The sequence below is a fragment of the Shewanella sp. FJAT-51649 genome (genome assembly GCF_019457435.1).
Lineage (GTDB): Bacteria > Pseudomonadota > Gammaproteobacteria > Enterobacterales > Shewanellaceae > Shewanella > Shewanella mangrovisoli.
Genome location: NZ_CP080411.1, coordinates 1658350 through 1672457 on the forward strand (window position 1 = coordinate 1658350; position 14108 = coordinate 1672457).

The 14108-nt window shown below is 48.3% G+C and carries 11 protein-coding genes; all 11 read right to left on the minus strand.

The features are described 5' to 3' along the window. Positions 1 to 9: 9 nt before the first annotated feature. The 11 genes from K0H59_RS07600 to K0H59_RS07650 all read right to left on the minus strand — a co-directional run bounded on the left by K0H59_RS07600 (position 10) and on the right by K0H59_RS07650 (position 14044). Entirely contained in the window at positions 10 to 2439 is a 2430-nt protein-coding gene (locus tag K0H59_RS07600; protein WP_220055128.1) for a S8 family serine peptidase, read from the minus strand. Between the two features lie 584 nt (positions 2440 to 3023). Next, on the minus strand, positions 3024 to 3422 hold the full coding sequence (locus K0H59_RS07605; RefSeq protein WP_220055129.1) for a rhodanese-like domain-containing protein: 399 nt from the start codon (positions 3420 to 3422) through the stop codon (positions 3024 to 3026). 25 nt (positions 3423 to 3447) lie between these two features. Then, positions 3448 to 3660: a DUF2892 domain-containing protein gene (locus tag K0H59_RS07610; protein ID WP_011716505.1), complete on the minus strand. Its 213-nt coding sequence runs from the start codon at positions 3658 to 3660 to the stop codon at positions 3448 to 3450. Between the two features lie 42 nt (positions 3661 to 3702). Continuing rightward, a complete protein-coding gene (locus K0H59_RS07615; RefSeq protein WP_220055130.1) occupies positions 3703 to 6954 on the minus strand; it encodes an efflux RND transporter permease subunit in 3252 nt (1083 codons plus the stop codon). 35 nt (positions 6955 to 6989) lie between these two features. Beyond that, complete coding sequence (locus K0H59_RS07620) at positions 6990 to 8003, minus strand: efflux RND transporter periplasmic adaptor subunit (protein WP_220055131.1); 1014 nt, start codon at positions 8001 to 8003, stop codon at positions 6990 to 6992. A 182-nt stretch (positions 8004 to 8185) separates the two neighbouring features. Further along, positions 8186 to 8902 carry an SIMPL domain-containing protein gene (locus tag K0H59_RS07625; protein ID WP_041412588.1) on the minus strand — a complete coding sequence of 239 codons (717 nt, stop codon included), beginning with the start codon at positions 8900 to 8902 and terminating at the stop codon, positions 8186 to 8188. A 157-nt stretch (positions 8903 to 9059) separates the two neighbouring features. Beyond that, a complete protein-coding gene (locus K0H59_RS07630; protein ID WP_220055132.1) occupies positions 9060 to 9446 on the minus strand; it encodes a VOC family protein in 387 nt (128 codons plus the stop codon). Between the two features lie 100 nt (positions 9447 to 9546). Further along, the gene (locus K0H59_RS07635) at positions 9547 to 10833 is read right to left on the minus strand and encodes an OmpP1/FadL family transporter (RefSeq protein ID WP_220055133.1); all 1287 of its coding nucleotides are present in this window, start codon (positions 10831 to 10833) and stop codon (positions 9547 to 9549) included. A 340-nt stretch (positions 10834 to 11173) separates the two neighbouring features. Continuing rightward, the gene (gene putP / locus K0H59_RS07640) at positions 11174 to 12625 is read right to left on the minus strand and encodes a sodium/proline symporter PutP (protein WP_220055134.1); all 1452 of its coding nucleotides are present in this window, start codon (positions 12623 to 12625) and stop codon (positions 11174 to 11176) included. A 158-nt stretch (positions 12626 to 12783) separates the two neighbouring features. Continuing rightward, positions 12784 to 13488: a DUF3379 domain-containing protein gene (locus K0H59_RS07645; RefSeq protein ID WP_011716512.1), complete on the minus strand. Its 705-nt coding sequence runs from the start codon at positions 13486 to 13488 to the stop codon at positions 12784 to 12786. Beyond that, positions 13481 to 14044, minus strand: coding sequence for a sigma-70 family RNA polymerase sigma factor (locus K0H59_RS07650; protein WP_023267683.1), 564 nt, complete (start codon positions 14042 to 14044; stop codon positions 13481 to 13483). Before K0H59_RS07650 ends, K0H59_RS07645 begins: the two co-directional genes overlap by 8 nt. Positions 14045 to 14108: the final 64 nt, after the last annotated feature.

Here is a 14108-nt window from a genome sequence, read left to right on the forward strand (position 1 = left end):
AGACGAACATTATTGGAATTTCAGTTCCCAGCTATCGATATAGCCTACGTCGCCACGGCCGCTATCAACCGCTTTGAGTTTCCAAACACCGCTCGACTCAACGCCTGTCATATCAACGGTGTAGCTCTTGTTGATATTGTCTGCGCCTGCGCCAGTGTTGTTATGCAGTGTTGCCGTTTGGCCTGTTGGGCTGATGAGCTGCACTTTTAAGTCACCAATGTAAGGGTGAACAATATTCACCACGGCAGTCACAGTGCCTGAGTTACCCGTGCGAGTGACTGTGATTGGGCTAGTGATACCTGTGGTCTTGTTATCAGGAATATTGTAATTATCTGTGTTGGTGTAGCTTGCTGGCGTGGTAGGAGTGCCACCACCGCTTTGGGCTGTGTAGCTTGCGGTTAACGATACACCACTAAAGGCTGAATAGCCTTTCACCATAGCGTAGTAAGTACCAGATTGAACGTTGCTGATTGGGCAAGATTCACTGTTACCACCTTTATATGGACGGCAATCGTAGTTTGAGGTCGTTGGCGCTGCGCCGTACTGTACGTACAGATCCGCATCACCCGTGCCACCGTTCATCACAAAACCTAAGTTAGTGGCACCCTGTGGCACTTCAAACGAGAAATGCAGTTCTTCACTGGCGGCACCGCTTAGACCGGTTTTTGGCACACCGTTCACTAACACGCTGTCAGTTGGAGTTGGGTCAACCGGATCCGTAGGACCATTACAGGAAGCATCTAAGAAGGTTTTCGCTGCAACGGCATTGACTAGACCATAGCCATAGTAGTCATCACGGCCTGCTGTACCTAAGTCTTCAGCGGTTTGTTTGAGTGCGTTACGTACCTGAGCTGCGCTACATTCTGGATGGTAGCTCCACACTAAGGTTGCCACACCAGAAACGTGTGGGGTCGCCATCGACGTACCGTTGTAGTACTCGTAGTCCTTATTGCCTTGGTTGCTTACGGTAACCGTTGCGCCTAACTGGTTACGCAGTGCTAAACCGGTTGCACGGTCAACAGACACTGACACCATGTTGATTTCGCTGTTCGCATCGACCAAGAAGGGGTTTTGTAGCCCAGGTAAGGCACTGTTACTGTACACGATAACGGCGCTGGCACCTGCATTCTTACAAGCTTTTACCGCGTTGATTTCAGGGTATGAAGTGCCTTGGTTACCCACACGCTCAACTAAACACACCTTGTTAGCCATGTTGCCGCAGTTGAAGGTTGAGCCGCTAACCGTACATTCGGCTAAGGTTGCGGTTGCTGTGCCATTGTATGGATTGGGCGCGTAGTTGGTGCCCGATGGCGTAAAGCGATTGTGCGGCACAACGCCTGAGTTGAAGTAGGATTGGCCACCGATAGTAATATCGGCTAAGCGACCTTCACCACGGGTCACGGTAGAGAGAATGGCTTCACCAGGACCTGAGATCTCAACTTGGTTGGTGTACTGAGAGAAAGCAGAGTGGTCTTTATGATTATCGACCGATGCCACAGACATCACCGCATCGTACGAAGCGGGGTAGCTGTGGGTATTGTTACCATCGTTACCGGCAGCGGCAATCAACAGTACGCCGTTATTGTAGTGGGCCGCTAACGCGTTACGTTCGGTAGTGCTCGAACCTGCGCCACCTAAGCTCATGGTGACAACGTTTGCGCCATTCGCCACACAGGTATCTACGGCCGATACGAGGGATGAGGAGTAACCCCAACCAGACTCGTTAAAGACTTTAATCACATGGATGTTGGCATTTTGATTTGGCATCACACCAATCACGCCGTCGTTGTTAGCGATCGCCGCGATAGTACCAGCCACGTGGGTTCCATGGGCGTTGTTATTGCCGGGCTCGTACCAGTTACCTGTGCCAGAGTTGTTGGTACCCGTGACATTGTTACCGCTTAAATCACTGTGACCACGGTCATAACCTGAGTCGATAATACAGATGGTACGGTTACCCGCTTGGCTGTCGCTTAATTGGGTTGCACCTACAAAGGTTTGTCCCCAAGGCGTTGTTTCGCTTAGCAGGTGGCGTGGCATGTCTTCTTCCACATATTCCACATCGGCGCGGGCTCTTAATGCCTTAATGCCATTGTTATCCAGCTTAACTGAGTAGCTGTTACTGCGGCCGATACGCTTCATTTCTTTGGCTTGCGCCTTGTTTAACACACTGTGCTGGGCGCTAATTTCAGCCACTTGAGGCTGATAATTCATTGTGGTAGCAAGCTGATCGCTGCTCTGCAGGCTGCTTTCAGACATCAGGGCTGGCGCATCGGCATTTTTAAATTTAACGATATAGCGCTTTGGCAGTGGAGAGGTCTGTGCTTGTTTGGCTGCGGCAAAACCCGGTGCGTCGGGGGCAGCATTAACACCTGCCGAGATCGCAATAGCTAAGCTAGATAAACTCAGGGCTATCTTAGTGGTTCGATTGATTGTCATGTTTTTCTTCCATGTTCAATTTAGTGTTAATCATTATTATTTTGTGCTTTTAAAGAATAACTACGACTCAGATGCTACTCGGTTAGTGAATTTATCTTTGAGGTAAGTATTTGTAAATTAAATGTTAATGGTATGGTGGTTGGTAAAAACAACTGTGTTGATAAGCGTTTAAAATGAATAAATACTCATGTGTAACAAGTTGTAACCGATATTTTTAAATATTTATGTTTTTTTATGTGGAAAAGGTGAATAAGCAAATGCGAATTTTTACGCTAAAAATGGCGATATCTTTAAAACGGTGTGAAGCTATTTAATTGAAATTACTTTATATATTTTTTTGGAATGAATAATTTCAAAAATGGTTTTATCTGTTTGGTTAAGATGTTGAATTTTATTCAAGTGATTGATTATGCGGTTTTATTGAATTTTAGTGTCGGTAGTTTGTCGTTTGACAATTTATTGGCTTATTTGCATATCATTAACAGCATAAACGACTGATAAATATCTGTGTCAGGGTAAATGAAAAGAACAAAATACAAAAAAAGCGCCAACAGGCGCTTTTCATCGTTAATCTCAACAGCGAATTATTCTGTTTTAGGCTGAGCGTCGGCTAGGGTCTGATAACCGCCACCGTTATAGGTTTGGGTATAACCCGCAGCGACTAAGGCTTCGGTCGCGATACTGCTGCGTCGACCACTACGGCAATACAACACTACGGGCGCATCTTTGGCGATACCGCGCTTAGCAAACTCAGCGGCGACTTGCTCAAAGGGAATATTAACCGCATTGGCTAAATGGCCTTCGGCAAACTCCTCTGGGGTGCGAACATCGAGCACCATAGCGCCAGCAGCGATTTTTTGCCACGCCACTTGGGGCTCTTGATCGGCGGCTCTTGCCGCGCTGGGCATTAAGGCAAGTGATGACAGACTCAAGAGGGCCACCCCCAGTAAGGTTTTACTGCGACACAGTAACTTGTTGAACACTGACTTTCTCCTTTGCAAATATGCATTAACCTTGTCTAGCGATTTCAGCCTCAGATTTGACGCCTAGCTTGCGTAATACCATGGCCGCAGGGCAAAAACCCGTAAAAGCGCTTTGGAATAGGTTAGCGCCAACGAAGGCCGTTAACCACAAAAAGTTATGGTGTACAAAAGCGGTTAACACCAAAGACAGTAACACCATAAATCCGGCAAAAGCCATAATGCTGCGTTCGAGTGACATACCTTGCTCCTAGCGGCAGCCTAAAAAGCTGCCTATTGTGGGTTAATCGGCTGTTTGAGTTAAGTTTATGCGATTTTTCATCGCCGCGTAGTAAAGCACTGGAATAACGATTAGGGTCAGTAAGGTCGAGATAAAAATCCCGAAAATCAGACTGATCGCAAGCCCGTTGAAGATAGGGTCGTCCAGGATAAACAGGGCGCCAATCATGGCCGCCAAAGCGGTCAGCATAATGGGTTTAGCCCGCACGGCGCCCGAGTGGATGACAGCCCGTTCAAAGGGAACCCCTGAGGCGGTTTCCTGATTGATAAAATCCACTAATAATATCGAGTTACGGACAATAATCCCCGCCAAGGCAATCATGCCAATCATCGACGTCGCGGTAAATTGCGCGCCGAGTAGGGCATGCCCCGGCATGACCCCAATCACTGTCAGAGGGATCGGCGCCATAATGATAAGCGGCACCAGATAGGATCTAAATTGGGCAACGACCAATAAGTAAATCGCAATCATCCCCACGGCATAGGCAATGCCCATATCCCTGAAGGTTTCGTAGGTGATCTTCCATTCCCCGTCCCAAAGCACGGCGACTGAGTCTAGTCCGGTTGGTTGGTGGATATAATGCTGATCGAAACCTAAGCCACCTTCGCCGTCGATGTTGCCCGCCATGTCGAACATGCCATAGAGCGGACTGTCGAGCGGACCGGCCATATCGGCAACCACCATCACCATAGGGATCATATTCTTATGGATGATAGGAGCATCGATTTTACCGCGCTTAATCGTCACCAGCTCAGACACGGGCACTGATTGCCCCGTTTGGCTTTGTAGCTTCATATTCAGCACTTGCTCTAAATCGATTTTTGCCCCTTCTTGTAGTTGAAGGCGAATCGGCACAGGTTGCTTCTGCTGCGCTATATGCAAATAGCTTACATCCTTGCCGCCAACCGAAGTCGCAATTAAATCAACGATATTGCTGTATGGCACTGCCATCAGACTGGCTTTCGAGCGGTCGATCATCACCTGCCATTTTTGCTGCGCTGCGGGCAAGAAAATATCAATATCGACCACATCTTTAGTCTCACGGAACAGCGACTGTAGCTCGTAGGCCGCTTGTTCACGAATCGCAGGACTTGGACCATAGACTTCGGCCACAATCGGCGACCAGACTGGCGGGCCAGGTGGCACTTCGACGACTTTCACATTGGCCTGATATTTAGCGCCGATGTGCTGTAATTCTTCACGTACCGACAGCGCAATGCTGTGACTGTCACGCTTGCGATGCTTTTTATCGACTAGGTTGACCTGAATGTCGCCAAGCTCTTGGCTATGGCGCAGAAAATAGTGGCGCACTAAGCCGTTAAAGTTCATCGGTGCATTGGTGCCGGCATACAGCTGCAAATGTTCCACCTCGGGCACAGTGGCCAGGTAGCGACTTAAATCCTGAAGGACACGCTGGGTTTGTTCCACAGGCGTGCCTTCAGGCATATCCACCATGACTTGGAACTCGGATTTATTATCGAAGGGCAGCATCTTTAACACCACTAGCTGACCCACAGGCAAGGCCACGGCGATACCTATAAGCACAAAGACCCCGGCAGCTAGTCCAATCCGTGCTTTACGGGCACCTTTACCTAGCAGGAAGGGGCCGATTAAACGGGTAAACAGTCGCACCATTTTGCTCTCGTTCATCTGAGCATCGGCATCGCTGCAGTGGTGGGCGGTATCAGTCGCCGAGCCGCTGTGGTGTTTGAGCAACTTACGACTCAGCCATGGGGTCACCATAAAGGCGACCACAAGCGAAATCAGCATACCCATACTGGCGTTGATGGGAATGGGGCTCATATAAGGGCCCATTAATCCCGACACAAATGCCATGGGCAGCAGGGCGGCGATAACGGTAAAGGTGGCGAGAATCGTTGGGCCGCCGACTTCATCGACCGCAACGGGGATAAGTTCGCTAAAGGATTTTTTACCGAGCGCCATATGCCGGTGGATATTCTCCACCACCACAATGGCATCGTCGACCAAGATCCCGATGGAGAAAATCAGCGCGAAGAGTGACACTCGGTTAAGGGTAAATCCCCACGCCCAGGAGGCGAACAGGGTGATCGCCAAGGTGATAATAATGGCGACACCGACCACCAGTGATTCACGGGCACCCATGGTTAAAAATACCAATACGACAACGGCACTGGTGGCAAAAATCAGCTTAAGAATAAGGGTGTTAGATTTATCCGCCGCCGTTTCACCATAGTTGCGCGAAACAGTCACTTCGACATTGCTGGGGATCAACACATTCTTGACCTTAGCAATGCGTGCAAGCGTCGCATCGGCAATATCGACGGCGTTTTGTCCCGGCTGCTTACCAATGGCTATGGTTACTGCGGGGTAAATATCCGTCTTGTCGCTATGCCAAACGCTTTGGGTGGGAATATCACTCTTTAAACTGATATCGGCAATATCGGCCAAATAAACGGGGATAGGTTTACCCTGTTTATCCTGAGAAATACTTACTACCAGCTGCTTTACATCGTCGATGGATTGTAAAAACTGGCCAGCTTGAACCTTAATCTCTTGATTACCTTGCACTAAAGACGCTGGCATCGAGATGTGATTATTGTCATTCAGGCTTTGTCTCAACTTGTCGTAGGTGAGATTGAAGCTGTTCATCTTGGCGGGATCGATACGCACATTCGCCACCATCTCATGTTGGCCAACGGTGTAAATCTCCCGCGTACCCGGGATCCGCTTAATTTCGGTTTCTAGCCCCAACGCCACATGGGTCAACTGTTCGGCCGAGACCTGTTTGTCCTTGGACCAGAGTGTCAGGCTGACAATCGGCACATCGTCGATACCGCGTGGTTTAATCAATGGCTCACCGACACCCGCCCCCTGCGGCAGTTTATCCATATTGGAATAAATTTGGTTGTAGAGGCTGACAATGGCATCGTTGCGGGTCACGCCGACCTTAAAGATCACAATGATCATCGCGCCATCGGGCTGGGAGAAAGAATAGAGCGTGTCTATCCCTTTGAGCTCAGAGATTACTTGCTCTGCGGGCAGGGTGACTAAGTTTTCGACTTCGGTCGGGGTCGCGCCAGGGAAAGGGATAAAGACGTCGGCAAAGGTGACGTCAATCTGCGGTTCTTCTTCCTTTGGGGTCACTAAGATGGCAAATAAGCCGAGTAACAAGCCCAGCAGTGCCAGCAGTGGCGTAATGGCACTGTTTTGAAATGCGGCCGCAATCCGGCCTGAAATGCCAAGTGACGTCGAAGATTCAGTAGCGTGTTTCATTCAACAACCTCATCAAGTTGATATCGCTAGGGAATTTATTGCTTTTGTTCAAGCAACACTTGGTAAGCATCCATGGCGACAATATCACCGGTTCGCAGTCCCGCGAGGACTTCTACTTCACCACCGACGGGCTCAGAGACGCGCACCTGGGTGAGCACAAATTGCTCGCCTTTTTTCATGTAGACACTGCTAAGTTCATTCATGGTGATAAGCGTCGAGGTCGGCAGTTGGATTTTTTCCCGTTCGCCATTTTTAAACAGCGCCTTGGCCCAGGTACCGGGTTGAAGGTTGGGTTCATCCTTAGGCAGGTTAATCCGCACTTGATAGCTGTGGCTCACAGGATCGGCAAAGCTAAAGATGGTGAGATCCTTGGAGGTGAGTTCACGGCCATCACTTAAGCGCACCATAAACTCAGGCGCGTTTTTCAGTTGCTGAATATAGCGCTGTGGCACTTGGGTGATAGCGCGCATTTGGCTCGGTGAAAACCCCGATAGCAGTGGCTGACCGACACTGACGGTTTCGCCTAACTCGACTAAACGCTCAGTGACAATCCCGCTAAATGGCGCCGATACCACAGTATATTTGAGGGATTCAGTGGCTTTGATAACCCGGGCTTTGGCGGCACTCACGGCTTGTTCGGCGGCCTTGGCATTGGCGGTCGCTTCATCCATGGCACCTTTTGAAATCGCGCCTTGTGGGAAGAGTTCTTTATAGCGTTTGTATTGGGCCTGCGCCTCCACATTCAGGGCTGTGGCTTTGGCGAGATCGGCCTCATAGCTTGCCAGTTCCGCGCCTTGTTCTTTGCTGGTGATCTCGAGTAATGCCGCGCCTTCTGGCACAACATCATTAACGTCGTAGTTGAGCTTAACGATACGCCCTGAGGTTTGCGCCGAGACAGTAGCCGCTTTGACGGCCTCGATACTGGCGTCTAAGGTCACCCAATTCGCGTACGGTTTGCTCATCACCTCGAGGGTCGCCAAGGGCGCAGCCTGGGTGGCGAAGGGGGAAAAAACGAATAATGTGAATAGAGTACGTGAGATTGCAGCCATACCAAATCATCCCAAAAATAATTCATGAGTAAATTCTAATGGAGTTGTTTTGATTAGGCAATCAATATTTATTAGAAAAATTTAATGTAATCGATTTCGCTAATATAGGGAAACGGCGAATGAATCTTCCCTTACATCAATCGCCTTGTCATCACTCTTAGGTCTTTGTCCTGCTTTAAATATCAGTCGTTTAAATAATAGGTCAGCGTAGACACAATGCGAATTTGTTTTATGTAAGGCGTGCTGCTGTCACGATCGGAAATCGTAAACTGGCCTTGGCTGGCACTCTTAATCTTACCCAGACGCGATTGTGAGTCCTTGGCAAACTTTTCGGCCACTTCCCGCGCATTTTGCGTCGCTTCTTGCACCATGGTCGGTTTCACATCATTGAGCGCCGTAAATAAAAACTCGGTGCGGTTTTCATAATCTTGGCTACCGATGGCAATGCCTTCTTTAACCAAATTTATCATTTGCTTACGCGTGCTGAGCATTAAATCAATCTGTGGGGTATAGACAGAAAGATTCACCTTAGCCGAGTAACGATACCTCACGTTCGGGTCGACGTAGCCTTGGGCCTGCCTGTCTTCTATCGTCGGCAGCGATACGGTAATCTCGCTGTCGCTAAAACCCTGTTCCTTGAGGAAGGCAACCACTCTGTCGGTTTTTTGCTGCACAGTGTCGTAGAGCTTAGGCAGGTTATTGTCGACTTCGGTGAAGTTAATCGGCCAGATGGCGATATTGGCTTTCACTTCCTTTTCGGCCAGCCCTTTAACTGTGACTGTGCGCTCTAGGGCTTTCATCTCTAACAGCGCCGAGCTAGCGCTTTGTCCTACATAGACCATGCCCGCACATAAAAAACCGCCAAGCACGAGGGCGGGGAGTAGGTAACTCTTTTGCATAACTGATTCTCTCGATGGGATGCCTTTCGCTACCATACTGCAATTAGATGATTTTGGGCATAGGTGAAGGCGCAAAGCTGAGCGCTTAATACTAAATGCTCAGCTGCTATTCAGGATTGAAAAGCTGTTGTTGCAAAGTGGCTTATAACTGAACAGCTTAATTCGCGGGTGGCGTTGGGCTTGGTTGCCATAATTCGACTTTATTGCCATCGGGGTCGATAAACCAACCGAAACGGCCAAATTCCGAGTCTTCAATCTCCCCAATCTGTTTACCGCCGCCCTGAGTGACTTGCTGTAGGGCCTGCTCCAGATCGTCAACGATAAAATTGACCATAAAGCTTTTATCAGTCGGGGCAAAATAGCTGGTGTTATGGTCGAAGGGGGTCCACACATGGTAACCGGGCGTGGGTTTATCGTTATGATAAAAAGCCGCGCCGCCCCAGTTTTCAATGGGTATTTGTAGATGGTTTTGATACCAAGTGGCTAACGCGACGGGATCAGTACTTTTAAAAAAAATACCACCGAGTCCAATGACTTTTGCCATAAGGGTGACAGTGCAAGGGGAGGATGGATTAACTTTAGGCAATAAATACGCAAGATACAAAAAAGCCGCATAAATGCGGCTTTTTTGAGGCGTAAACAGCTTAGAACTGGTAGCTGTACTGTACTGAGTAGTACATACCTTTTGATTCGGTTACGGCGTTAACAGGGCCTGTGATAGCGCTGTTTTCGATCAGGTGAACTTCTTCACCTTTAATGTACGCGATACCAAAATCAACGGTGTTTTGTGGGTTGATGTGGTAGCTCATACCCGCTGTGTACCAGTTACGGTCAGAGTCTGGGAATGAAATCGAGCTGATTTCGTCCACAACGCCTTGGTCATGCATATAACCTGCACGAACAGTGAATTGTTCGTTGATGGTGTATGTACCACCTACGCTGAATAACCATGAATCTTTCCATTGGTATTCTTTCAGTGCAACATCACCTACAGCTTGAGTCGCGCCCACAGCGGCAATCGTTGCAGTACCGTCTTTCGCGGTGATTTGATCGAAGTTGCCCCATTGGGTGTACTGCGCAGTGTAGTGCAGAGCAAACTTAGGTGTGATCTGATGGAAACCAGCAACTTGGAAAATATCCGCTAGCGGTACATCTAAACTATCGAAACTAGTCGCAACAGGTACTGTCCCTACACCAGGGATAGTAGTTGTTGTAATGGTATTGATATCGCCTTTAACGTTAACAGTTGGGCTGAAACGGTAGCTGATACCGAAACGGTTATCTTTATCTAATTCAACGGTGGCACCCACGATACCACCGAAGGCCCAACCGTCAGCGTCTACGTCAACGATCGGAGTCGTACCGGCGTTACGGGTTAAGCGGCCTTCGCCGTAGATAGCATCCAGACCCGCACCGATGCTGAACATATCGTTGATACGGTATGACACGCTGGCGTTAAAGTTCACTGTAGTGACTTCTGTTTCACCGAGTAGGTCGAAAGGTGCTGCAGGCTTGTTCTTAGACAAAGAGCTGGCGTCTGTACCTGTACCGAAGTTAGAGAATGCAGCAAAACCTACGGCTAACTTATCGTCGATTGGGTGGATGTAGAAAATGTTCGGGATAACTTTAGAGCTACCCGCATCGTCGATACTGCCTAAGTCAACGGCGCCACCGGCAAAGTTAACGTCTTTAACGTCAACAGTAATATCGGCATAGGTTAGGCCTAAAGAGATTGCATCTTTATCGAATAATGCCATCGCAGCTGGGTTACGCGATAACACAGAGGCGTTATCGGCGATGACTGCGTCACCAGCAAAAGCACGGCCCATACCTGTGGCTGATTGGCTGTTTAATTGGAAACCCGAAGCGAAAGTTTGTGAGCTCGCCAGTGCAACTGCAACGGCAAGCAGCGTCTTGTTGAATGATTTCATTATTATTCTCTCATTATTTTGGTATTGGATTTTGTTCGGTCCTAGTCGCCGGAACAACGCGCAAATCCTTTTATAATCTTCGGCATGTTAGGGATTGTGTGTAACCTCAACAAGTCCGACCAGATTCTAATTTTGTTAAATAACAGTTAATTAAAACGGGGTCGTACTTTAGCATGAACGAATGGTCGGGCCAGATGCTTGGTATCTTTGGCTTTTATCTTAAGGCGAGGTTTTAATTGAGGTTAACGTTTTGTAACTGATGAAAGGTTAATAAATTTATACAAATTGTAAAAAGCGTACACTTGTACGCTTTTTACGTTCTCAGAAATAATTTCTGCTGTTACAACGCAGATTTAAATTGCTCAAATTCTGCGGTGATGGCTTCTGCTGGGCGAGACATCTTGCTCACGACAACCCCTGCAATAATTGCAAACACAAATCCAGGTAAGATTTCGTATAGGTCGAAAATGCCACCAGTGAGCTGCTTCCATATCACCACGGTTAATGCGCCGACAATAATGGTAGCAATTGCACCGTTACGGCTGTATTGCTTCCAGAAGAGTGACAGGATCACCACAGGACCGAAGGCGGCGCCAAAACCTGCCCACGCATAACTCACAAGGCTCAATACACTGCTTTCAGGATTCAATGCAATGATGCCTGCGATCACGGCAATGGCCAGCACGCCCATACGACCTACCATCATCAGCTCGCGATCGTCGGCTTGAGGGCGCAACCATTTGCGATAAAAGTCTTCGGTGATGACGCTCGAACACACCAATAACTGCGAATCAATGGTACTCATAATGGCCGACAGAATTGCGGCGATCAGCAAGCCCCCAATCCAAGGGTTAAAGGCGGCTTGGGCTAAATGAATAAACACGGTTTCGGCATTGGCCAGTGGTTGATTGGCGAAATACAGTGAACCTGCTAATCCTGTGGCTAAAGCACCGATGAGGGATAACATCATCCAGCTCATGGCGATACGGCGTGACAGCGGCAGTGCATCGGCAGTACCAATGGCCATAAAGCGCGACAAAATATGTGGCTGGCCGAAATAACCCAGTCCCCATGCGAGCAGTGATAACAGACCGATCACAGTAGTTTTGTCACTGATAAGTGCCAGCATAGCCGGGTCGATAGACTCAATCCCAGCATGGCTCTCAGGGTGAGAAAACACCGCAAAGGGGATGATCAGCAGGGCTATCAGCATTAAACAGCCTTGGAAGAAGTCGGTCCAACTCACGGCAAAAAAGCCACCAATAAAGGTGTAACCAACGATGATGGCCGAACCAATGACTAAGGCAACGGTGTAATCGAGACCGAAGACTTTTTCGAACAGAATGGCGCCGCCCACCATGCCAGAGGATGCATAGAAGGTGAAAAACACCAGAATCGTGACCGCAGAGACGAGTTTGAGGTAACCCTGTTTATCGTGAAAACGTTTCTCGAAGAAGTCGGGCAGGGTGAGGGCGTTGTCCGCTAATTGGGTGTAAATGCGCAATCGTTTGGCCACAAACAACCAGTTAAGCCAAGCACCGACGACTAAGCCGATACCAATCCAAGCTTCGCCTAAGCCGCCTAAGTAAACGGCACCAGGTAAACCTAAGAGTAACCAGCCTGACATATCGGAGGCGCCCACACTGAGCGCAGTTACGGCGGGGCCCATTTTACGGCCACCTAAAATATAATCATCAACAGTATCGGTGGCACGGTAAGCCCAAAATCCTATGCCCATCATCAATACTAAATAGCCAACAAATGTGATTAAAATCGGGGTTTCAATCGTCATATTGTCTTTATCCCATCTTGTTATTATTAAAAGTGGCAAGCATGCTACCAGATGTTTGAGCAAGAACCCATTAGTAGATAAAGATGTGATCGAAATCCGACCTCCTAGCATGAGAAAAGATCGGAGGTCGGCATAAGAAAGTATTTGATATTAATAGGTTAGATAAAGGTGTTCTTGATTTCGTCTTTTACGAAGCTAAGGTCGGTCTTATCTTCACCCACAAGCAAAATGTATGCATCACCAGCCTCAAAGCCCATACCTTGATATTTACCGTCGGCGAAGGTGTTGTCCAACACCATGCGTTTTTCAATCGGCACAATAAACAGAGTGACTTTGCCTTTTTCAGCTTGCAGCACTAAATGCAGACTCTTAACCCCTTGAAAATCACAGTAAGAGGTGTAGTAGACCTTACCGGGCTGCTCAGTAAATTTAGCGTGGCCGAGGTTTTTTAAGGAGGCGAGCTGCGCGTTCACTTGGCTGAAGTTGACATTCTGATCCACTTGCAAGGCCACGCCTTCATGGTAAACATGCGCTAAGGCATGCTCGGCTAAATCCACAGGGCCTAGGCGCAACAAGCTGAAACTGATCCCCACAATAAAGGCAATGGATGCGGCCATGGCGACTAAAAATCCCGTTTGACGGCGCTGCTTATGGTGCTGCTGCAATTGTTGGCGCAGGATCAGTTTGTCGGCTAAATCTTCTGGCACATCCACTTTTAAGGCGTGGGTGAGCTTGGCGTCTAAGCTTTTAAGCTCAGCGACGAATGCTTGGTTTTCTGCGCTTTCCTGCATTTGCGCAACAAACTCAGGATCTTGATTATGAGGATCTTCATAAGCTTGACGTCTAAATTTAAGCTCATCCATTGGATTGGCCTCTTACCTCAGTTTTCTCAAGTAATTCTTTCAATTGGTTTCTCGCCCGAAATAAACGCGTCATCACGGTATTACGATTTAGTTCCAATAGTTGGGCGATTTCATCCCCACTAAAACCGCCAATCAATTGCAGTAATAGGGGTTCCCGATATTCAATATCCAGCTTAGCGATTTGTCGCCTCAGCCAATATTGCTCGGTTTGCTCTTCCGTGCTGGAGGCGATGTGATCTTCTAAACTCTCTTGCTCGACATCGGCGTAATCGAATTGTTTGCGCTCGAATCGACGGGCGTTTTCGCGCCTCAGAATCGTGATCAGCCAAGCCTTCGCCGCTTTATCATCCTGTAGGGAATCTAAAGAGCGCCATGCCCGCAAGAAGGTTTCTTGGGTGATGTCCTCTGCCACCTGCTTATCGCCGCATAACCAAAAGGCATAGCGGAAGATATCGGCGTGCAGTGCCTTGACTAGGCTGTTGTATCGTCGTTGTTTGCTCAGCATGTCAGAAGAGACCGCGGGCTCGACGGATTTCTTTCGCCAGTTAGCAAACATTTTTTCGATATTTTCTTTTTATTTTACGATTCAAAAGATTACACCTTACTCATTCGATTATGCC

What these genes read in the sequence shown, in the direction of transcription:
- K0H59_RS07600 (WP_220055128.1), bottom strand. Translation starts at nt 2,439, where the DNA reads ATGACAATCAATCGAACCACTAAGATAGCCCTGAGTTTATCTAGCTTA.
- K0H59_RS07610 (WP_011716505.1), bottom strand. Translation starts at nt 3,660, where the DNA reads ATGTCACTCGAACGCAGCATTATGGCTTTTGCCGGATTTATGGTGTTA.
- K0H59_RS07615 (WP_220055130.1), bottom strand. Translation starts at nt 6,954, where the DNA reads ATGAAACACGCTACTGAATCTTCGACGTCACTTGGCATTTCAGGCCGG.
- K0H59_RS07620 (WP_220055131.1), bottom strand. Translation starts at nt 8,003, where the DNA reads ATGGCTGCAATCTCACGTACTCTATTCACATTATTCGTTTTTTCCCCC.
- K0H59_RS07625 (WP_041412588.1), bottom strand. Translation starts at nt 8,902, where the DNA reads ATGCAAAAGAGTTACCTACTCCCCGCCCTCGTGCTTGGCGGTTTTTTA.
- K0H59_RS07630 (WP_220055132.1), bottom strand. Translation starts at nt 9,446, where the DNA reads ATGGCAAAAGTCATTGGACTCGGTGGTATTTTTTTTAAAAGTACTGAT.
- K0H59_RS07635 (WP_220055133.1), bottom strand. Translation starts at nt 10,833, where the DNA reads ATGAAATCATTCAACAAGACGCTGCTTGCCGTTGCAGTTGCACTGGCG.
- putP (WP_220055134.1), bottom strand. Translation starts at nt 12,625, where the DNA reads ATGACGATTGAAACCCCGATTTTAATCACATTTGTTGGCTATTTAGTA.
- K0H59_RS07645 (WP_011716512.1), bottom strand. Translation starts at nt 13,488, where the DNA reads ATGGATGAGCTTAAATTTAGACGTCAAGCTTATGAAGATCCTCATAAT.
- K0H59_RS07650 (WP_023267683.1), bottom strand. Translation starts at nt 14,044, where the DNA reads ATGTTTGCTAACTGGCGAAAGAAATCCGTCGAGCCCGCGGTCTCTTCT.